We start from the raw sequence: 19,467 nt of genomic DNA, 5'->3' as shown, positions 1-19,467 counted from the left end.
ATTGAAACTATAGTGACTTTTAGCCAATCAGTCAGAGATTGAAGTCATGCCGTCGATTGATGTGTCAGCCGCCGCGAGCCTGCGCAAGCGGGCCCTGAGAGCCGGGTCGTGGAACCTGGTCTCGCAGGTGGCTTCACAGGTGATGCGCCTGGGCGGCAATCTGATCATGGCCCGCTTGCTGCTGCCGGAAATGTTCGGGGTGATGGTCATTGCCACCACTGTTTCGATACTGCTGCATTTGCTTTCCGATGTCGGCCTGCGCCAGAACATCATCCAGAGCCACCGTGGTGACGATCCGGATTTTCTCAATACCGCCTGGACCGTGCAGATCATCCGCGGTTTCCTGCTGTTTGCCCTTACCCTGCTGCTGGCCCTGGGGGCTTGGTTGGCGCAACTGGCCGAGCTGTGGCCGGCCGACTCCACCTATGCCGCTCCCGTACTGCCGATGGTGCTGGCAGTAACCGGCTTGTCGGCGGCCATCTGGGGTTTCCAGTCCACCAAGATAGATGTGGCGGTACGAACTTTCCAACAAAAGCGCGTGGTGCTGGTCGACCTTGGCTCGCAGGTGGCCGGCCTGGTGGTCATGCTGGTACTGGGCTTGCTGACCCATTCGATCTGGGCGCTGGTGTTATCAGGCCTGGTTTCGGCGGTGGTCTGGACCGTGCTGGGGCATACCGCCCTGGAGGGGCCCACCAACCACCTGCGCTGGGACCGTTCGGCGCTGACCGAACTGATCGTGTTTGGCCGCTGGATCCTGTTGTCGTCGATGGTCGGCGTGCTGGCGATGTACGGCGACCGTATGTGGTTTGGTGCCAGCATGTCGGCGGCGCAGCTGGGTGTGTATTCGATCGCCGTGCTGATCCTGGGTGCGGTGCAGACCGCGCTCATGAAAATTGTCGGCGCGGTGGCGCTGCCTGCTTTCAGCGAAGCGGCCCGGGCCGACGACAAGCAGCGCCTGAAAGCGCTGTATTTCCGCTTTCGGCTGCTGGTCGACCTGCTGGTGCTGTTCATTTGTGGCGGGTTCCTGACCGCCAGCCCATTGCTGATTGGCTGGATGTATGACGATCGCTACCGCGAAGCAGGGCCGATGCTGGCGATTCTTTCGCTATCGTTCATCGTATTGCGCTATACCTTGGCTCATCAGGTGTGGATTGCCTTGGGCCTGACCAAGTACCAGGCCATGGACAACATCATCCGCCTGGTCTCGTTGTGGGGACTGTTGCCGCTGCTGCTGGCGATTGGCGGGGTGGAGTGGGCTATCTGGGGGGTTGCCCTGCATGCTGTGCCAACGCTGGTGCTGGTTGTGTACGTGAACTGCAAACTGGATATCTTCAGCCTCAAACGTGAGCTGGTGGTACTGCCGATGTTGCTGGTCGGGGCGCTGTGCGGGGCACTGCTGACGGCCTTTTTCAACTGGCTGTAGCGCAGTTTGCCGGGTGTAACTTTCATGGCTACAGGTCACGGGATCATGGGGAAGCTCACTTTTTGTACTGCGCAGTTGGGTCGTAGAGGCTTCCTCCAGAGCTGTGTCTTGCTCGGCGTGGGGGGCGCAGTGTTCGGCGCCTCGGCGGCCGTTGCTGGCAAGACCGTCGAAAAGCCCGGGTTCGTGGTAATCAACGGCTGGGTATTACCGTCCCGTTACTTCCGGAACGCGTCAGCATGATCAAGGACTTTCAGCAGCAGAAGGCGCTGCGCGACCACTACGATTTCGGCATCATCGGGGCCGGCCCGGCGGGTATAACCCTGGGCTTGCGCCTGGCAGCCGCCGGCTGGAGCGTAATGATCGCCGAAGGCGGGGGCCGCGAATATGCGGCGTACTCGCAAGACTTGTACGCGTGCTCATCCACCGGCCTGGAGCTGTATGCCGAGGAATCCCGCCTGCGTTACCTGGGGGGCACCTCCAATCACTGGGCTGGCCGGTGCAGGCCATTCACGCCTTCGGATTTTGCCGTTGCCCCGCCAGGCGACTTGCCGGGTTGGCCAATTCCCTACTCGGAGATCGAAGGCTTTCTGCCGGCAGCGATGGAGATTGTCGACCTGGTGCCTGGCGCGGAATTTCGCGCGATGAATACCGGCCTCGATGGCGGTGACTTCGAGGCGGACTGCTTTCTGCTCAGCACACCGACCCGTTTTGCGCAAAAGTACGCTACAGCACTGGAACAGACCCCAGGTCTGGACGTATTCATCCACTGTAATTGCGTTGACCTGGAGTTCGACAAGGCTTCCGGCCACTTGGCTGCGGTGGTTTTGTCCGACTATGAGCGCAATCGTCAACGCCTGGTGGCAAGCAACTTCATTCTGGCCGCAGGCGCCATCGAGAATGCTCGGCAACTGTTGAACAGCGAGACCCTGGTGGCCGCAGGCATGGTGAGCAAGGAAGGGCTGGTCGGCGGGTGTTTCATGGAACACCTGAACATCGAAATGGGCACTTTCATCCTCAAGTCCGGGCAGAGCCCGGAACCGCGCCAGTACTACACCACCGATGCTTTCGTCGACGAGTACAAGGCCGGTAAAGGCAATGTCACCGCCTCCTTGCTGGCTGATGTGCGAACCTATGGCCGCACTGCCGAGGTCAAGTATTTTCTCGAGAGCCTGGCCTGCGACATGGGGTTTGCCAGCAAGGTCGCCTTCGTCGCCAAGTTCAGCTGCCCCGGTGACGGCGTGATCGGCACCATGATCGAGCAGTTCCCCAACCTGCACAGCCGCATCTCGCTGCTGGACGAGAAGGATGCGCTGGGCGTGGCCAAGGTCAATGTCAATTGGGTGCTTAGCGCCGAAGACCGGCACACCATCAAGTGCATTGGCAGCGAACTGGCCAAGCAGTTCGCCGACATGGACCTGGGTTTCGTCAAGCTCAACGATTTCGTCTACGACACCTCGATACCGCTGAGAATGGCACCCCATGCCCATCACATGGGCACCACGCGTATGGCCGCCTCGCCGCAGTTCGGTGTGGTCGATGCCAACTGCAAGGTGTTCGGTACCGAAAACCTGTATGTCGCCGGCAGCAGCATTTTTGCCAAGGGCGGCGCCTCCAACCCGACCATGCCGCTGTTGCAATTTGCCTTGCGGCTGGCCGATCACCTCGATAACAAGATGAAAGCGGCCGGCAGCGCCGCAGCGTGATGCAGGTTGTACACGGGTGAGAGCGATGCGGTCAGCACCTAGAAGAACGAGACCGGAACGCCTCAGGACACTCCAGATTGTTCAGATCGCGAGGCCAGGCAGTATGAAGGGATGGATACGCAAGGCAGTGGCGCATTACGCCCATGCAACCGGGCGAGGTGGCAAATTCTACAGGAGGTTCTGCAACCCCTCTGGTCTTGAATGGGGGGCCTATCTGGCCCGATGGGGCAACTTTCATTCGGTCGGCAGCAATTTCTACGTCAATACAGGCTGCAAGTTTCTCGACCCGTCGCTGGTACGTATCGGTAACAGCGTGGGCTTGTCCGACTGCACGTTGATCGGTCACGACGGGGTGGTATTGCTGATCGAGCATCGCTTTGGCAAGCACCTGGATTCGGTCGGCTTCATCGACATCAAGGACAACTGCTTCATCGGCCATGGTGCGATCGTGATGCCTCGCGTGACCATCGGGCCTGAATCCATCGTGGCCGCAGGGGCGGTGGTGACCAAGGACGTGCCGCCAGGCACTGTCTATGGTGGTAACCCGGCTGTGTTCATCTGTACCACCGAGCAGCTGATCCAACGGGTCGAGGCACGTTGCGAAGCCTACCCATGGATCGATCTGGTGAAGGAGCGCAACGGTGCCTACGACCCGGAAGTGGAACCGCTGCTGATGGCGCAAAGACGTCAGTATTTCTTCGGGGACAGCTGAAATGGCTAGCAAACCTGTGGATGTCATGGTGGTCAACTTCAATACCGCTGGACTGCTGCAGCCGATGTTCGATGCGCTGCGCCGGGCCGACAGCGAGCGGCTGGCCAGTTACCTGGTGGTGGACAATGCCTCGCGCGATGATTCGGTGCAGCGCATGGCCCAGGTGTGCCCCGAGGCACTGCTGCTGAGCAACAAGCAGAACGTGGGTTTCGGCCGGGCCAACAACCAGTTGTTGGCGCACCTCAAGGGCAAGTATGCCTTGCTGCTCAATACCGATGCCTTCGTTGCCACCGACTCACTGCAGAAAACGCTCGACTACATGGACGCCCACCCGGAGTGCGGCGTACTGGGGGTGCGCCTGGAGGGGCGCGATGGCGACCTGCAGCCCAGTTGTCGCTACTTCCCCACGCCGCTCAATGTGTTCGTCGGGCGCACCGGGCTGGGGCGGTTCTTCCCAGGGCTGAAGATGGTCGACGACATGAACTGGGACCACGCTTCGGTGCGCGAATGTGACTGGTTGCCCGGCTGCTTCTACCTGGTGCGCCGCGAAGTGCTCGACAAGGTGGGGTTGTTCGACCCGCGCTACTTCCTTTATTACGAAGAGGTGGACCACTGCAAGCGGGTGAAGGAGGCGGGCTGGAAAGTGGTGTACTACCCGCATACCACGGTGGTGCACATCGGTGGCGAAAGTTCCAAGTCGGTGGCGGAGCTGGAGGCCGCCAGCCGGCAGATCTCGTCCTACCAGATCGAAAGCGAGCTGCTGTACTTCCGCAAGCATCATGGGGTGGCGGGGCTGGCCCTGCACATGCTGCTGGTCACGCTGGGCGACCTGGTGCTGGCACTCAAGGCGCTGTTGAAACGACGCGGCTGGGGCGCCATCCAAGCCTGCTGGCGTCATTGCCGGGCAACCTGGTCATTGCTGTTCAAGACCCGGTACGCCAGCCAACCGACAAGGTAGGTGGAGCCATGTTCGAGAATATTCGCGCCGACCTGCGTGCCCATGGCGGGGACTGGGGCGCCCAGGGCTTCTGGGTATTGCTGGTGTACCGCTTTGGCCGCTGGCGTTATACGCTGCGCCCGGCACTGCTGCGCAAACTGTGCTCGCTCATCTACAAGGTGCTGTTCAAGTTCGTCCAGATCATCACCGGTATCGAACTGCCTTGCGAGGTGGTGATCGGGCGCAACTTCGTCATCGATCATTTTGGCGGCATCGTTGTCAGCGGCTATGCCCGCTTCGGCGATGACTGCCGTATCCGCAACGGCGTGGTGGTGGGCCTGAAGAATGTCGACGAGCCGATTGCCCCGGTGTTCGGCAATAACGTCGACATTGGTACCGGGGCCAAGGTGCTGGGCAGTATTCGCATCGGCAACAACGTCATCATCGGCGCCAATGCCGTCGTGCTGGTAGATGTGCCTGACAATTCACTGGCAGTGGGGGTGCCGGCCATCATCAAGGCCCGGCAACCGGCCGCCACGGCATCGGTCGAGTGAGGCCTATGGCAACGGTGATCGGCGTGGTGGTGATCGGCCGCAATGAGGGCCAGCGTCTCGAGCGCTGCCTTGTTTCGCTGGCGCAGGGGGCGGACAAGGTCATGTACGTCGACTCGGGGTCCACCGATGGTTCGCTGCAATTGGCCGCCAACCTTGGCGTGGCAGTGCTGGCGCTGGACATGAGTATCCCGTTCACTGCCGCACGCGCCCGCAATGAAGGTTTTGCCGCCTTGCAGCGCCTGTTGCCATCGATGCAACTGGTACAGTTCGTCGATGGCGACTGCGAGGTGAATGCCACCTGGCTGCCCACTGCGCAGGCTTTTCTTGAGCAGCACCCCACAGTGGCAGTGGTGTGTGGTCGCCGGCGTGAGCGCTTCCCGCAGCGCTCGGTGTACAACTTGCTGTGCGACCTGGAATGGGATACCCCGGTCGGTGAGGCCAAGGCCTGTGGCGGCGATGCGCTGATGCGGGCAGACGCCTTTGCTGCCGTGGGTGGCTTCCGTCCTGACCTGATCGCCGGAGAAGAGCCGGAACTGTGCGTGCGTTTGCGGGCCAACGGCTGGAAAGTCTGGCGACTGGCTGCCGAGATGACGCTGCACGATGCCGACATGACCCGTTTCAGCCAGTGGTGGCGGCGTAGCCTGCGCGCTGGGCATGCCTATGCCGAGGGCGCCTACTTGCATGGCCAGCCACCCGAGCGGCACTGGCTGCGCGAGTCACGTCGGGCCTGGTTGTGGGGCCTGGGCATACCTTTGGTGATCGCGCTGGCCTGCCTGCTGCTGGGCGGCTGGGGCCTGCTCTTGCTGTTGATCTACCCACTGCAGGCCGTGCGTCTGGCCCGCCGCGGCGGCAAGTCGACGCGCGAGAACTGGCTGCAGGCTGTGTTCCTGGTGTTGGGCAAATTTCCGGAAATGCTCGGCCAGCTGAAGTTCCTGCGCCACCGTCTTGCGGCTGGCAAATCGGCTTTGATCGAGTACAAGTGAGAGAAACCCATGAAGCTCGGCACCCTCGTGAAAAGTGTGTTTATCTTGCAACCGGGATACTCGTTGCGGGCGTTGCACAACAAGTACAAGTTGGCGCGGCAGATCGCCAGGCAGTGGCCTGAGCTGAACGGGTTCATGCAGCGCATGACGGCGGCGCTGGGCCCCCATGGTCTGCAGCGTCTGGGTGTGGATTGTATCGGTGTCGTGCAATGGCCTTACATCAGCCGATGCTGGGAGGCGCCACAGCGTCTGGATGTGGTGGCTTCACACTTTGAACGGGTGGCGGGGCAATTCCCGGCGTTGCTGTTGCTGGGCCGCGACGAAAACCTGAGGCTGTGTGACCTGTCCAGCCATTCGCCGGGCTGCTGCCTGGTACTGGACCGGCCAATCTGGTTCAAGCGCGAAGGCGAACTGGTGCTTAACTTGTTCCAGGCCGACCTGCGTGTGGCATCCCTGGCCTTCACCCTGGGCCGCAGCCAGGGTGAGACAAGTCTGTTCATCGGTGCGGTGCAGGGCATCCACAAAGGCGTCGACAGCGAAACCTCGCTGGCCATCTACCGTGACCTGACCAAGGACTTCGAAGGGCTGCGGCCACGCAGCCTGTTGCTCGAAGCGTTGAAATGCCTGGGCAGGACCCTGGGTGTGACGCAGCTGTATGCCGTCAGCGACGCCTGCCGGCACCATCGCCATCCCTATTTTGGCAGCGACAAGGGCCAGGACCTGGCGGCCAACTACGACGTGATCTGGCAAGAACACGGTGCCACAGCGTCTGACCGTGAGGATTTTTTCAGCCTGCCATTAGCGCCGGCGCAACGGGCGGAAACTGACATCCCGGCCAAGAAACGGGCGATGTACCGCCGCCGCCAGGCATTGCTCGACGATGTTTTCACCCGTTTGCAGGCAGCATTGCCAAGCAGCAATCACAACCTTGGACTACAAGGAAAACAGGGGGATGCATTTGCTGTGAGTGCATCGGCAGTAGACGGACCGCCCGTAGTCGACAGCCTGAAGTGAAGGTTGCCAGGGAAGGTTGGTCATCAAGCGGGTTTGGATCTGGATTCGTATGCGCATTGCTTACTTCATCAATCAGTACCCGAAAGTCAGTCACAGTTTCATCCGTCGCGAAATTCTGGCGCTGGAGCGCCAAGGGGTCGAGGTGCAACGTATAGCCCTGCGTGGGTGGGACGCCGAAGTGCAGGATGCCGAGGACACAACCGAACGGGGCAAGACCCGCTACGTATTGCAAGGTGGGCTCAAGGGGTTGTTGGCACCGACGTGGCAGGTACTGCGTACGCAGCCGCGGCGGTTTTTCCAGGCGCTGTGGCTGGCCATGCGCCTCGGCTTGCGGGCCGACCGTGCCTGGCCCTACCACCTGGTCTACCTGGCCGAGGCCTGCCAGGTGCTGCAGTGGTTGCAGGCAGGGGAGGCGACACATGTGCACGCGCATTTCGGCACCAACTCTACTGAAGTGGTCATGCTGGCCAACGCCCTGGGCGGGCCGGCATACAGCTTTACCGTGCACGGCCCTGAAGAATTCGACAAACCACAGTTCCTGCACTTGGGTGAGAAAGTACGGCGCGCCGCCTTTGTCGCGGCGGTGAGCTCGTACGGGCGCAGCCAGCTGTACCGTTGGGTGGCGCACGAGCAGTGGGGCAAGGTGAAGGTGGTGCATTGCGGCCTGGAGCGTGGCTTTCATGAGGTGGCGCCGGTCAATGTGCCGCCGGCACCAAGGCTGGTGTGTGTCGGGCGCCTGTGCGAACAGAAGGGCCAGCTGCTGTTGCTGGAAGCGGCGCGCTGTCTCGCTGCCCAGTCGATCGCCTTCGAGCTGGTGCTGGCGGGTGACGGTGAAATGCGCAAGCAGATCGAGGCCTTGATTGCCCGGCACGGCTTGCAGCAGCAAGTGCGTATCACCGGTTGGATCAGCAGTGCGCAGGTACGCGAGGAAATCCTGGCCGCCCGTGCGCTGGTGCTACCCAGCTTCGCCGAGGGCTTGCCCGTGGTCATCATGGAGGCCATGGCCTTGCGCCGGCCCGTGCTGACCACCTATGTAGCGGGTATCCCCGAGCTGGTACGGCCTGGCGAAAACGGCTGGTTGTTCCCTGCCGGTGCCGTGGACGAGCTGGCAACAGCCATGGCCGACTGCCTGGCGCAACCGGCCGAGGTACTGCAGCGCATGGGCGAGGTGGCCTACCAGCGTGTAGTGCAACGGCATGACATCGACACCGAGGCGGCCAGGCTGGCCGGCTATTTCAAGGCATACGCATGATAAGTGTATTGGGTTGGTTACTGGGCCTGTTGGCGATCATCGTCCTGGTACCGGTGTCGGTGCTGGTGTTGCAAGTGTTGCTGGCTTGCCTGCCGGCGCGGTCGAGGCCCGAGGGCATTGGCGAGCGCCCGCGAGTGGCGGTGTTGGTGCCCGCCCACGATGAGGCGTTGGTCATTCGTGCGATGCTGGCCAGCGTTACGCCGCAGCTGCTGGACGGCGACCGCTTGCTGGTCGTGGCAGACAACTGTTCGGATGACACGGCCCGGTTGGCACGCGCGTCCGGCGCCGAAGTGGTAGAGCGCCGCGATACGCGCTTGCGCGGCAAAGGTTACGCATTGGATTTCGGCGTGCGCCACCTGGCTCAGCGGCCGCCCGAGGTGGTCATCGTGGTGGATGCCGACTGTCAGGTGGGCGAGGGGGCGATCGACTGCCTGGCGCGCCGCTGCCTCGAACTTGGGCGCCCGGTACAGTCGCTGTACCTGATGCGTGCACCGGCAGGTGCCGGGTTGAGAGTGCAGGTTGCCGAGTTTGCCTGGCGGGTCAAGAACCTGGTGCGGCCACGCGGCTGGGCGCGCCTGGGCCTGCCATGCCAGTTGATGGGCGCGGGCATGGCGTTCGGCTGGCACGATCTGAGCCTGATCAACCTGGCCAATGGTCATCTGGTCGAGGATGTGAAGCTGGGCCTGGACCTTTGCCAGCAGGGTAAGCCCCCGGCTTTCTGCCCCGAGGCACTGGTCACGAGCCAGTTCCCGCTCAGTCAGCAAGGCCTCAACAGCCAACGCACCCGCTGGGAGCATGGCCATCTGGGCTTGATGCTCGCCGACGCACCCAAACGGGCGAAGGCTGCAATCACCCAGCGTAACGCTAGCCTGGCGGCCTTGACCCTGGACCTGCTGGTACCGCCCCTGGCGTTGCTGGTACTGGCCTTGCTCGGGCTTAACCTGGTGACCTGGCTGGCGTACCTGCTGTGCGGCCTGGCGCTGCCCGCGTGGCTCGCCTTGTCCGGTTTGGCCTTGCTGGCCTTTGCCGTGGTGTTGGCCTGGGCGCGCTTCTGTCGTGAAGTGATACCGTTTTCGGTGTTGTTGTACGCGCCGTTCTACGCGGCCAGGAAAATTCCCTTGTACCTGAGCTTCCTGATCAAGCGCCAGGTTGAATGGGTGCGTTCAAAACGGGATGACGACTGATGGCTCAGTGGCAGAATCGCTGGAAGCGAGTGATCGACCAACTGGACGTGATCGCTGATGACGCCGCCGTGCAGCATCTGCTCGACCGCCTGGCCACGCCGGACACGGGCACCGTGCTGGGTTTCGTCAACGCCCATGCGATGAACCTGGTGGTGCGCGATGGTGGCTACAGCCAGGCACTGTCGGCCGCAGATGTGCTGCTGCGCGATGGCGCCGGCATGGCGATCCTGTATCGCGGCCTGGGCCTGGAGCCCGGGCTCAACATGAATGGCACTGACTTCATTCCCAGGCTCATGGCTGCTTACCGAGGGCGCAAGGTCGCCTTCTGGGGCACCCGGCAACCCTACCTGGACCAGGCTGCGCAGCGCTGTAAAGCCGAGTTTGGCATCGTGCCAGTGTCGGTTCACGATGGCTTTGCCAGCGTTGAAACCTATCTGCAGTTGGCCCGCAAGCAGCAGCCCGAGCTGATCGTGCTGGGCATGGGCATGCCCAAGCAGGAGGCGGTGGCAGCGGAGTTGGCAGCCACTGGTGGGCCATGCCTGATCGTGTGCGGTGGGGCGATCCTGGATTTTCTCGGCGGCAAGGTCAGCCGTGCCCCCGAATGGCTGCGGCGTTTGGGGGGCGAGTGGTTGTACCGGCTGCTGCGCGAGCCCAAGCGCCTGTTCATGCGTTATGTGGTGGGCAATCCGCTATTCCTGTTGCGCACCCTGTTGTACCGGAGGGCGGCGGTTTCGGCCAGGCGGGCCCTGTGAATCGGTCAAAATTCGCACAAGCCGTGATTCCGGATACGCCACTAGCGGGTGGCTGCTACAGTGATATCAATGGCTTGAAGGCTCCACGAACCTGCTGCACTGGCTTTGCATAAGTCTGTTTTCAAGACTTGCTGTTTGATGGAAGGCACTTGCTACGCTCATTTTGATGAGGTCTGAAATGGTTTTCGAACCCAGAAGCAGTCGTTCCTTACTCCAGAGAAGAAGCAGTGTCAGTAACGCCATCCAGGCCGGCCTCGATGGTATTGCCGTCACCGGTATTGCCTGGTACCTGATCTACGACCAGTTCGGCTATATCACATCCGATTACGTGATCATGCTGCTGTTGCTGATTGGCGCACTGGCAGTCATTTATGATCATTATGCGATCTACCGCACCAATGTCGGGCTTTCGATCAAGGCGTTCCGCCTGTTCAAGGCCTGGTCGGCAACGTTTTGCTTCCTGGTCGTCATGGCGTTCCTGACCAAACAGAGCGAAACCTATTCACGGCTATTGGTGGTGCAACTGTTCGTCATTGGTTATTTTGCCCAGTTATTCTTGCATTTTGCCGTGCGCGAACTACAAAAGCGCTTTAGCGCGCATGCGCGCCTGGACAATGCGCTGATCATCGGCAACGGTGACCTGGCCAACTTCCTGTATCAGAAAATCAGCAACAACCCGTGGTTCGGCGAGCGGGTGCTGGGGTGCGTGCTACTCGACAAAGGCGACGGGCAGGGGCTGGAGAGTGCCGAGGGCAAGCAGCGCCTGCCGGTGCTGGGGCATATTGGCGACCTCGACGAACTGGTGGCCCAGCACGGCATTCGTACGGTGTATCTGGTGACGCCACTGGGTGGCTCCGAGGTCATCAACGACGTGTATTTCAAGTTGCTCGACAAGTGCATTGCGGTGAACTGGGTGCCGGATATCTTCTCGTTGCGCCTGATCAACCACAGCGTGCGGGAAATTGCCGGCATTCCGGTGCTGACCTTGTCGGAGACACCCTTGACGGGCATGAGCCTGTTCTTGAAAAACCTTGAGGACCGGGTGCTGGCCGCGTTGATTTTGCTGTTTGCATCACCCGTGCTGCTGGCTGTTGCGCTGGCCATCAAGATCGATAGCCGCGGGCCGGTGTTCTTCCGCCAGGAACGTACCGGCTGGACAGGCGAATCGTTCCGTATCTGGAAGTTTCGCAGCATGCATGTTCACCAACCGGAAGAAGGGGTGGTCAAGCAGGCGCAGAAGAATGACCCACGGTTGACCCGGGTCGGTGCCTTCATCCGGCGTACAAGCCTTGATGAACTGCCACAATTGTTCAATGTACTGACCGGGGAAATGTCCCTGGTAGGGCCGCGGCCACACGCCTTGCAACATGACACCCTGTATTCGCAGGATATCGTCGACTACTTTGCCCGCCACAATATCAAGCCAGGCATGACGGGTTTGGCGCAGGTGCGCGGGTTCAGGGGGGAGACCAAGGATATCGAGCAAATGATCCAGCGGGTCGACTCGGACATCGAGTACATCAACAACTGGTCGTTGTGGCTGGACTTTGTGATTCTGGTGCGCACGCTCAATGCCTTTACGGGTAAGCAGGCTTATTGAGCAACGCCCGCCCGCATCGACCGTGTACCGCCAGTTAGTCCTTGTTCAACGGATGCAACTCCCTGAACCCCCGCGCTTCTTCCACCAGCCAGTCATGCACTGCCCGCGCACCCGGCTGGTTCAAGCCGCCTGGCGGGTAATGCACCACATAACGCTTGTGGTTGGCGATCGGTACACCAAACGGCACGATCAGTGCCCCGCGTTCCAGTTCATCATTGAGCAGCGTGCGCCGGGCAATCGCCACGCCGATCCCGGCAATCGCCGCCTCGATGGTCAGGTGGTTGCGGTTGAAGGTGTGCCCGCGCCGTACATCCAGGCCGGCGGCGCCGATGCCTTCCAGGTAGAACTCCCACTCGGCATATTCCGAACTGCCACGCCAGGCGGTGATGTCATGCAGCAGCGGGTAGTGCGCCAGGTCAGCCGGGCCGTGCAGCGGCGGGCGCCCGCGCAGCAGGGCAGGTGAGCACACCGGGAAGATCTGCTCGTCCAGCAGCGGCGTCGAGAGCATGCCTGGGTAACTGCCATCGTTCAGGTCGATGGCCAGGTCGAAGTCGCCCGGCGTCAGCGCCTGGGCACTGTCCTCAGCCACCAGGCGCAACTCGATGTCCGGGTAACGTTGTTGAAAACGCGGCAAGCGCGGCGTGAGCCATTTGGCCAGGAACGACGGGATCGAACGCACACGCAACGTGCCGCGGATTTCTCCCGCGTCCAGCCGCAGCAGTTCGGCCTCGATATTGCCGTAGGCCTCGGCCACCGTCTGGGCCAGGCGTTGCCCCTCGGCGCTCAGCTCCACGCCGCGCGCCCGGCGCAGGAACAGCCGGTAGCCCAGGCGCTCTTCCAGTTGGCGCATCTGCTGGCTGACCGCGCCCGGGGTGATATGCAGCTCTTCGGCACAACGGGTGAAGGACAAGTGCCGGGCTGCGCAGGCAAATACATGCAGCCAGACGAACATCTGACCATTGAGTTGTCGTCGCATCGTTTAGTACCACTAAAGGCTTGCTTAGGAAGTTTCGTTGGTCATCCGTGAGTCAGCGCGTCAGTATCGCGCAAAATCGTAATAACGCTCAATTTCTCCAGACAACCCTACCTTGGATGCATGTCAGGGCAGGGTCAGGCATTAGCATGGCTATCAGTGTTTTCGACCTTTTCAAAATTGGCATCGGGCCTTCCAGCTCCCACACCGTCGGCCCGATGCGGGCGGCGGCTACCTTTGCCCAGGCCCTGCGTGAGCAGGGGCTGCTGGCGCGGGTAACGCGCGTGGAAGTGCGGCTGTATGGCTCGCTGTCGGCGACCGGGGTTGGCCATGCCACCGACCGCGCGTGCCTGCTAGGCTTGATGGGCCAGTGGCCGGACCGTATCGACCCGGCCACCATCGAGTCGCGCATTGGCCAGGTGCTGCAGGAAGACTGCCTGATGCTCGACGGTAGCCATCCGCTGGCCTTCGACTATGGCCGTGACATGCTGCTGCTCGACGAGAGCCTGCCTTATCACCCCAATGCCATGAGCCTGGAAGCCATGGACGGGCAGCACAGCCTGTTGAGCCAGACCTATTTTTCGGTAGGCGGCGGCTTCATCGTCGAGCAAGCCGAGATCGATGCGCCGGCAAGCGAAGCGAATGCCGTGATGCTGCCTTATGAGTTTGACAGTGGTGCCCAACTGCTGGCGTTGTGCAAGGCCCACAACCTGAGCGTGGCGCAACTGATGATGGCCAACGAATGCGCCTGGCGCCCGGAGGCCGAGGTGCGCGAAGGCTTGTTGCGCATCTGGGCGGCCATGCGTGAGTGCGTGGCGAACGGCCTGCGCAACGAGGGCGTCCTGCCAGGCGGCTTGCACGTCAAGCGCCGCGCTGCGCGGTTGCACCGCAGCCTGCAGGAGTTGGGCAAGCCCAACGTGATCGGCTCAACCCTCAGCGCCATGGAGTGGGTGAACCTGTTCGCCTTGGCGGTCAATGAGGAGAACGCCGCGGGCGGGCGCATGGTTACCGCGCCCACCAACGGTGCCGCTGGCATTATCCCGGCTGTGCTGCATTACTACATGAAGTTCAACCCGACCGTTTGCGATGCCGATGTCGTCGATTTCCTGCTGGCGGCTGCGGCGGTCGGTATTTTGTGCAAGAAAAATGCGTCGATCTCGGGGGCAGAGGTAGGCTGCCAGGGCGAGGTGGGTTCGGCCTGTTCGATGGCTGCCGCCGGCTTGGCCCAGGTGCTGGGGGCGACGCCGCCGCAGCTGGAAAACGCGGCCGAGATTGCCCTGGAGCACAACCTCGGGCTCACTTGCGACCCCGTGGGTGGCCTGGTGCAGGTGCCCTGTATCGAGCGCAATGCAATTGCTGCAGTAAAAGCGATCAATGCCGTGCAGATGGCGCTGCGGGGGGATGGCGAGCACTTCATCTCGCTAGATCGGGTGATCCGCACCATGCGTGATACCGGGGCGGACATGCATGCCAACTACAAGGAAACCTCGCGCGGCGGTTTGGCGGTCGCTTTTGTCGAGTGCTGAGTTTCAACGCGGTCAACTGGAGCGGCCTTGTGTCTCGATGGGCCGCTCCTGAACCAGATTGCGTTGACCGGTTGGGTCAGAACTGAATCAGCGGCCTTTCTGCTTCGCTGCCAGGAAGCTCGCACGCATGTCCTTGGCCCAGCCATCCAGCACCGGCTTGACGTCGTTCAAGGTCAGCTTCTGGGTATCGTTTTCCAGCTCCTGGCCCGCGCCCTTGCGTACCACCTGGGCCAGCACCTTCTGGCTGGCACCGTCCAGGAACGCTGCCTCCACACCGACATCCACGTCCTGGTCGCGGCCACCCATGGCGGTATTCACTCCCGCCGCGATAAGCGCGATAGGGATCACCTCGTAAGGCCTGAGGCCCTCGTTACTGGTGGACACTGCCGTGATCGCCGGGCGTATCACGATCACGCCCGGGCCAGGCCCCTTGGCCAGAGGCATCACGCTGCTCATTTCCCTGCGCAGGGCCTCGTTGAAGTAGCGGGTGATTTCCTGCAGCGTCTGCTGCGAGATAACCGCTGTTGGCTGCGGTTTGGGGTAGAACTGGCTTGGCTCGACGAACACCTGGCTGTACTGGTTGATATTGACCTTGGGGTCGATCCAGCGCATCACCGGGTCACCCGACGGGCTCTTGGCCTCTTGCAGCCGGCTGTAATCCTTGAGGAAGCCGGAGTAATCCTTGGGGTCCACGCGGTTGCTGGAGCAGGCGGCCACGGCAAGCAGCGCGGCGCACAACAGGGTAATGCGAGGCAATGATTTCATGATGAAAAGGCATCCATGAGAGGTCGGCCTCAACAACGCTAGCACGTGCGAGGCAGTTGGCCAGTGGACGGGGCAATCCTCTTTGAAAAGTACAGAATGCGTGACCGGGACGCGCTCGCCCTGAGTGGCGCTGCAAACGTTGTTGCCCACTCAACCCAGGGCCTCACGCAAGCGGTACCACAGCATGCCCAGTGCCAGCAGGGGTGAGCGCAGGGCCTTGCCGCCGGGGAAGGTCAGGTGCGGCACGGCGCTGAACACATCCAGGCCGTGGCTATGGCCGAGGGCGATGCTTTCGGCCAGCAATTTCGCCGTCCAGTGCGTCACGTTCAGCCCGTGCCCGGAATAGCCTTGGGCGTAATACACGTTGGGGTGCTGGCCAAGGCGCCCGACCTGGGGGAACCGGTTGGCGGTGATGCCGATCATGCCACCCCACTGATAGTCGATGCGCACGTTGGCCAGTTGCGGGAACACCTTCAATACCTTCGGCCGCATGTACGCGCCGATGTCTTTAGGGTCGCGCCCGGAATAGTGGCAGGCGCCACCGAACAGCAGGCGGCGGTCTGCAGTGAGACGGTAGTAGTCCAGGCCGACCTTCTGGTCGCACAGCGCCATGTTCTGCGGGATCAGGCTGCTGGCCAGCGCTTCGGGCAAGGGTTCGGTGGCCACCACATAGCTGCCGGCCGGGAGCACCTTGCCACTCAGGCGCGGTTCCAGTTCATCGAGGTGAGCGTTGCAGCCCAGCACCAGGCTGCTTGCGCGCACCTTGCCGCGCGCCGTGTACAGCGTCAGCCCGGGCCCGTGCTCAATGCGCAGGACCGGGCTTTGCTCGAAAATGCGCACGCCCAGGCTGTGAGCCGCGCGGGCTTCGCCCTGTACCAGATCCAGCGGGTGCAGGTGGCCCGAGCCCATGTCTACCAGGCCGCCAGCGTACTGGTCGCTGGCGACGATCTCGTTCAACTGCCCGGCGCCGACCAGGCGTGTTTCATGGCGATAGCCCAGGGCGGCCAGGTCGTCCTGTTCATCCTTGAAAGCGGCGAACTGCGCATCGGTGTTGGCCAGTTCGCAGAAGCCCCAGCGCAGATCGCAGGCAATACCGTAGCGGGCGATGCGGTTGGCCACCAGTTCCACTGAGTCTATGCCGGCCTGTTTCAGGTAGCGCACACCGTCCTGCCCGACATGCCGGGCAAAGCCGCTGACATCATGGCCGATACCGCGAATCAGTTGGCCGCCATTGCGCCCACTGGCTCCCCAGCCGATGCGCCGGGCTTCCAGCAGCACCACCGAGAGGCCGCGCTCGGCCAGCTCCAGGGCGGTATTGACCCCGGTCAGCCCGCCGCCGATCACGCATACGTCGGCCGTCAGTTCACTGTCCAGGCTGGGGTAGGGTGCCGCGTCGCGCGCTGTGGCGGCGTAGTACGAGGCGGTGTGTTGGGTATTGAAAGACATGAGCGTTCTCGACTCAGCGGTTGGACTTGATCTTGCTCCAGGAGCGGGTCATGACGCGCATGATTTTCGGGCTCGGGGTGCTGGAGATGTACAGCTTGTCCAGCACCTCCTGGGGTGGGTAGATCTCGGGATTGTTCACCAGCGATGCATCCATGTAGGCCTTGGCGTCCGGGTTGGCATTGGCATAGCCGACCGTGGCGCTGACCTTGGCGATCACTTTGGGGTCGAGCAGGTAGTTGATGAACGCCAGGGCCTGCTCGGGGTTGTTGGCGTCCTTGGGGATGGCCAGCAGGTCGAACCACAGGTTGCTGCCTTCCTTGGGAATGCTGTAGGCGACCTTCACGCCGTTCTTCGCTTCTACGGCGCGGTTGGCAGCCTGGAACACGTCGCCGGAGTAGCCGAACGCTACGCAGACATTACCGTTCGCCAGGTCCGAGACGTACTTGGAGGAGTGGAAGTAGGTGATGTAGGGGCGCAGTTCGAGTAGCCGGGCCTCGGCCTTGGCGTAATCGCCCGGTTTTTCGCTGCGCGGGTCCAGGCCCAGGTAGTTGAGCACGGCCGGGAACAGTTCGTCGGGCGAGTCCATGAATGCCACGCCGCACTGCTTGAGCTTTTTCAGGTTCTCGGGCTCGAACAGCACCGCCCACGAGTCGATATGGTCCACACCCAGTGCCGCCTTGACCTTGTCGACGTTGTAGCCGATGCCATTGGTGCCCCACAGGTAAGGCACGGCGTACTGGTTGCCGGGGTCGTTCTGTTCAAGTTGCTTGAGCAGTTTGGGGTCCAGGTGCTGCCAGTTCGGCAACTTGCTGCGGTCCAACGGCAGGAAGGCCCCGGCCTGGGCCTGGCGGGCGAGGAAGTGGTTGGACGGTACCACCACGTCATAACCTGTGCGCCCGGCCAACAGCTTGCCTTCGAGGGTTTCGTTGGAGTCGAACACGTCATAGACCACCTTGATTCCGCTGCTGGCCTGGAAATCGGCCAAGGTGGTGTCACCGATGTAGTCGGTCCAGTTGTACACACTGACCGTGGGCGTGGCCTGGGTGGTGGTGGCGAACAGCAGGGTGAATGCAGCGGGGATCAGGACTTGCAGATGACGCATGGGAACACCTCGTTGGTCTTGTTCTTCGAGTTCGGAGCAGGCTTGCCTGTGCATGGGGTGCAAAGCACCCCCGCAGTGGATCAGACACTCAGCATCAGGAATTCACGCTCCCACGAGCTGATGACGCGCTTGTAGTTCTCGTGTTCGGCGCGCTTGACCGCCACGTAGCCCTGGACGAATTGCTTGCCCAGGTACTGCTGCACGGTTTCGCAGTCTTCCATGTGCTGCAGCGCATCTTCGATGGTGATCGGCAGGCGCAGGTTGCGTCGTTCATAGGCACGGCCCTGCACTGCTGCGCTAGGGTCGATCTGCTCGACCATGCCCAGGTAGCCGCACAGCAGGCTGGCAGCGATGGCCAGGTACGGGTTGGCATCGGCCCCCGGCAGGCGGTTTTCCACCCGCATCGCCTCCGGGCTGGACGTAGGCACGCGCAAGCCGGCGGTGCGGTTTTCTACACCCCACTCGACGTTGACCGGTGCCGAAGTATCCGGCAGGAAGCGGCGGAACGAGTTGACGTTGGGCGCGAACATCGGCAGCAGCTTGGGGATGTACTTCTGCAAGCCGCCGATGTGATGCAGGAACAGCGGGCTCATGCTGCCGTCTTCGTTGGCGAAGATCGGTTTGCCCGTGGCGATGTCGACCACGCTCTGGTGCAGGTGCATGGCACTGCCGGGTTCGTCGGTGATCGGCTTGGCCATGAACGTGGCGGCCACGTTGTGCTTGAGCGCTGCCTCGCGCATGGTGCGCTTGAACACGGTGATCTGGTCGGCCAGGTCCAGCGCATCGCCGTGACGGAAGTTGATTTCCATCTGCGCCGGGCCGTCTTCGTGGATCAGCGTATCCAGGTCCAGGCCCTGGATCTCGCACCAGTCGTAGACGTCTTCGAACAGTGGGTCGAATTCGTTGGCGGCATCGATCGAGAACGATTGACGGCCACTTTCAGCACGGCCGGAACGCCCCAGTGGCACCTGCAGTGGCAAGTCCGGGTCTTCGCAGCGCTTGGTCAGGTAGAATTCCATCTCGGGCGCGACGATTGGCTGCCAGCCCTTGTCGGCGTACAGCTTGAGCACCTTCTTCAGCACGTTGCGTGGCGAAAGCTCGATGGGGTTGCCTTGCTTGTCGAAGGTGTCGTGGATCACGATCGCGGTTGGCTCGATCGCCCACGGGATCTGGTAAACGGCAGTGGGGTCAGGGCGGCAGACCATGTCGATGTCGGCGGCGTCGAGCAGGTTGTAATAGATGTCATCATCGACGTAGTCGCCGGTGACCGTCTGCAGCAGCACGCTTTCTGGCAGGCGCATGCCTCGCTCATGGAGGAACTTGGCGGTGGGCGCGATCTTGCCGCGGGCGATGCCGGTCAAGTCGCTGATCACGCATTCGACTTCGGTGATCCGGTGTTCTTTCAGCCAGGTGGACAGCTGATCGAAGGGGGCGTTCATACAGACCTCTTGGTTGGGTTTTGGTGTGGGAGCGTGGACGCTTGCGAAAACCGTTCAACAGTTGCGAAGGCGTTACGCTTCCCAGGTGACGCGCTGGAGACT

Annotated in this window: 17 protein-coding genes; 12 read left to right on the top strand and 5 right to left on the bottom strand. The window is 62.0% G+C overall.

Annotation, left to right across the window (positions count from 1 at the left end):
* Positions 1–46 precede the first annotated feature (46 nt).
* From ACYCCG_RS14500 to ACYCCG_RS14450, 11 genes are all read left to right on the top strand, one after another.
* The gene (locus ACYCCG_RS14500) at positions 47–1,423 is read left to right on the top strand and encodes an oligosaccharide flippase family protein (RefSeq protein ID WP_176684295.1); all 1,377 of its coding nucleotides are present in this window, start codon (positions 47–49) and stop codon (positions 1,421–1,423) included.
* A 236-nt stretch (positions 1,424–1,659) separates the two neighbouring features.
* Entirely contained in the window at positions 1,660–3,126 is a 1,467-nt protein-coding gene (locus tag ACYCCG_RS14495; RefSeq protein ID WP_339533432.1) for a GMC family oxidoreductase, read from the top strand.
* 103 nt (positions 3,127–3,229) lie between these two features.
* A complete protein-coding gene (locus tag ACYCCG_RS14490; protein WP_176684293.1) occupies positions 3,230–3,838 on the top strand; it encodes an acyltransferase in 609 nt (202 codons plus the stop codon).
* Position 3,839: 1 nt separating this feature from the next.
* Positions 3,840–4,796, top strand: a complete 957-nt coding sequence (locus ACYCCG_RS14485) for a glycosyltransferase family 2 protein (protein ID WP_176684292.1) — start codon at positions 3,840–3,842, stop codon at positions 4,794–4,796.
* A gap of 8 nt (positions 4,797–4,804) precedes the next feature.
* The gene (locus tag ACYCCG_RS14480) at positions 4,805–5,329 is read left to right on the top strand and encodes a serine O-acetyltransferase (RefSeq protein ID WP_054888344.1); all 525 of its coding nucleotides are present in this window, start codon (positions 4,805–4,807) and stop codon (positions 5,327–5,329) included.
* Positions 5,330–5,334: 5 nt separating this feature from the next.
* Positions 5,335–6,312, top strand: a complete 978-nt coding sequence (locus ACYCCG_RS14475; RefSeq protein ID WP_209966219.1) for a glycosyltransferase family 2 protein — start codon at positions 5,335–5,337, stop codon at positions 6,310–6,312.
* A gap of 9 nt (positions 6,313–6,321) precedes the next feature.
* Positions 6,322–7,326, top strand: coding sequence for a VirK/YbjX family protein (locus ACYCCG_RS14470; protein WP_176684290.1), 1,005 nt, complete (start codon positions 6,322–6,324; stop codon positions 7,324–7,326).
* Positions 7,327–7,375: 49 nt separating this feature from the next.
* A complete protein-coding gene (locus tag ACYCCG_RS14465; protein ID WP_459670891.1) occupies positions 7,376–8,578 on the top strand; it encodes a glycosyltransferase in 1,203 nt (400 codons plus the stop codon).
* Positions 8,575–9,762 (top strand): glycosyltransferase family 2 protein, encoded by a 1,188-nt coding sequence (locus tag ACYCCG_RS14460; RefSeq protein WP_459670889.1) that lies wholly within the window; start codon positions 8,575–8,577, stop codon positions 9,760–9,762. The genes ACYCCG_RS14465 and ACYCCG_RS14460 overlap by 4 nt, the downstream gene beginning before the upstream one ends.
* Entirely contained in the window at positions 9,762–10,514 is a 753-nt protein-coding gene (locus ACYCCG_RS14455; RefSeq protein ID WP_339443220.1) for a WecB/TagA/CpsF family glycosyltransferase, read from the top strand. Before ACYCCG_RS14460 ends, ACYCCG_RS14455 begins: the two co-directional genes overlap by 1 nt.
* A 178-nt stretch (positions 10,515–10,692) precedes the next feature.
* Complete coding sequence (locus tag ACYCCG_RS14450) at positions 10,693–12,114, top strand: undecaprenyl-phosphate glucose phosphotransferase (RefSeq protein ID WP_339443221.1); 1,422 nt, start codon at positions 10,693–10,695, stop codon at positions 12,112–12,114.
* 34 nt (positions 12,115–12,148) lie between these two features.
* Here the strand turns inward: ACYCCG_RS14450 and ACYCCG_RS14445 are convergent, their stop codons facing one another.
* Positions 12,149–13,090, bottom strand: a complete 942-nt coding sequence (locus ACYCCG_RS14445; protein WP_176684285.1) for a LysR substrate-binding domain-containing protein — start codon at positions 13,088–13,090, stop codon at positions 12,149–12,151.
* Positions 13,091–13,236: 146 nt separating this feature from the next.
* Here ACYCCG_RS14445 and ACYCCG_RS14440 point away from each other — a divergent pair, with 146 nt between their 5' ends.
* Positions 13,237–14,613, top strand: coding sequence for an L-serine ammonia-lyase (locus ACYCCG_RS14440; RefSeq protein WP_339443222.1), 1,377 nt, complete (start codon positions 13,237–13,239; stop codon positions 14,611–14,613).
* Positions 14,614–14,700: 87 nt separating this feature from the next.
* On the opposite strand, the gene ACYCCG_RS14435 is transcribed toward ACYCCG_RS14440, so the two are convergent.
* From ACYCCG_RS14435 to ACYCCG_RS14420, 4 genes are all read right to left on the bottom strand, one after another.
* Entirely contained in the window at positions 14,701–15,378 is a 678-nt protein-coding gene (locus ACYCCG_RS14435) for a DUF3313 domain-containing protein (RefSeq protein ID WP_176684283.1), read from the bottom strand.
* Positions 15,379–15,528: 150 nt separating this feature from the next.
* Positions 15,529–16,824 (bottom strand): NAD(P)/FAD-dependent oxidoreductase, encoded by a 1,296-nt coding sequence (locus ACYCCG_RS14430; RefSeq protein ID WP_459670885.1) that lies wholly within the window; start codon positions 16,822–16,824, stop codon positions 15,529–15,531.
* 13 nt (positions 16,825–16,837) lie between these two features.
* The gene (locus ACYCCG_RS14425; RefSeq protein ID WP_339443224.1) at positions 16,838–17,926 is read right to left on the bottom strand and encodes a polyamine ABC transporter substrate-binding protein; all 1,089 of its coding nucleotides are present in this window, start codon (positions 17,924–17,926) and stop codon (positions 16,838–16,840) included.
* A gap of 80 nt (positions 17,927–18,006) precedes the next feature.
* Complete coding sequence (locus tag ACYCCG_RS14420) at positions 18,007–19,365, bottom strand: glutamine synthetase family protein (protein ID WP_021785086.1); 1,359 nt, start codon at positions 19,363–19,365, stop codon at positions 18,007–18,009.
* Between the last annotated feature and the right edge of the window lie 102 nt (positions 19,366–19,467).

Source organism: Pseudomonas sp. VEM90 (assembly GCF_054611535.1).
This window is presented reverse-complemented; position numbering and strand designations above follow the sequence as displayed.

Excerpts from the sequence above, each read along its gene's own strand:
- ACYCCG_RS14500 (WP_176684295.1), top strand. The coding sequence starts at position 47 with ATGCCGTCGATTGATGTGTCAGCCGCCGCGAGCCTGCGCAAGCGGGCC.
- ACYCCG_RS14495 (WP_339533432.1), top strand. The coding sequence starts at position 1,660 with ATGATCAAGGACTTTCAGCAGCAGAAGGCGCTGCGCGACCACTACGAT.
- ACYCCG_RS14490 (WP_176684293.1), top strand. The coding sequence starts at position 3,230 with ATGAAGGGATGGATACGCAAGGCAGTGGCGCATTACGCCCATGCAACC.
- ACYCCG_RS14485 (WP_176684292.1), top strand. The coding sequence starts at position 3,840 with ATGGCTAGCAAACCTGTGGATGTCATGGTGGTCAACTTCAATACCGCT.
- ACYCCG_RS14480 (WP_054888344.1), top strand. The coding sequence starts at position 4,805 with ATGTTCGAGAATATTCGCGCCGACCTGCGTGCCCATGGCGGGGACTGG.
- ACYCCG_RS14475 (WP_209966219.1), top strand. The coding sequence starts at position 5,335 with ATGGCAACGGTGATCGGCGTGGTGGTGATCGGCCGCAATGAGGGCCAG.
- ACYCCG_RS14470 (WP_176684290.1), top strand. The coding sequence starts at position 6,322 with ATGAAGCTCGGCACCCTCGTGAAAAGTGTGTTTATCTTGCAACCGGGA.
- ACYCCG_RS14465 (WP_459670891.1), top strand. The coding sequence starts at position 7,376 with ATGCGCATTGCTTACTTCATCAATCAGTACCCGAAAGTCAGTCACAGT.
- ACYCCG_RS14460 (WP_459670889.1), top strand. The coding sequence starts at position 8,575 with ATGATAAGTGTATTGGGTTGGTTACTGGGCCTGTTGGCGATCATCGTC.
- ACYCCG_RS14455 (WP_339443220.1), top strand. The coding sequence starts at position 9,762 with ATGGCTCAGTGGCAGAATCGCTGGAAGCGAGTGATCGACCAACTGGAC.
- ACYCCG_RS14450 (WP_339443221.1), top strand. The coding sequence starts at position 10,693 with ATGGTTTTCGAACCCAGAAGCAGTCGTTCCTTACTCCAGAGAAGAAGC.
- ACYCCG_RS14445 (WP_176684285.1), bottom strand. The coding sequence starts at position 13,090 with ATGCGACGACAACTCAATGGTCAGATGTTCGTCTGGCTGCATGTATTT.
- ACYCCG_RS14440 (WP_339443222.1), top strand. The coding sequence starts at position 13,237 with ATGGCTATCAGTGTTTTCGACCTTTTCAAAATTGGCATCGGGCCTTCC.
- ACYCCG_RS14435 (WP_176684283.1), bottom strand. The coding sequence starts at position 15,378 with ATGAAATCATTGCCTCGCATTACCCTGTTGTGCGCCGCGCTGCTTGCC.
- ACYCCG_RS14430 (WP_459670885.1), bottom strand. The coding sequence starts at position 16,824 with ATGTCTTTCAATACCCAACACACCGCCTCGTACTACGCCGCCACAGCG.
- ACYCCG_RS14425 (WP_339443224.1), bottom strand. The coding sequence starts at position 17,926 with ATGCGTCATCTGCAAGTCCTGATCCCCGCTGCATTCACCCTGCTGTTC.
- ACYCCG_RS14420 (WP_021785086.1), bottom strand. The coding sequence starts at position 19,365 with ATGAACGCCCCCTTCGATCAGCTGTCCACCTGGCTGAAAGAACACCGG.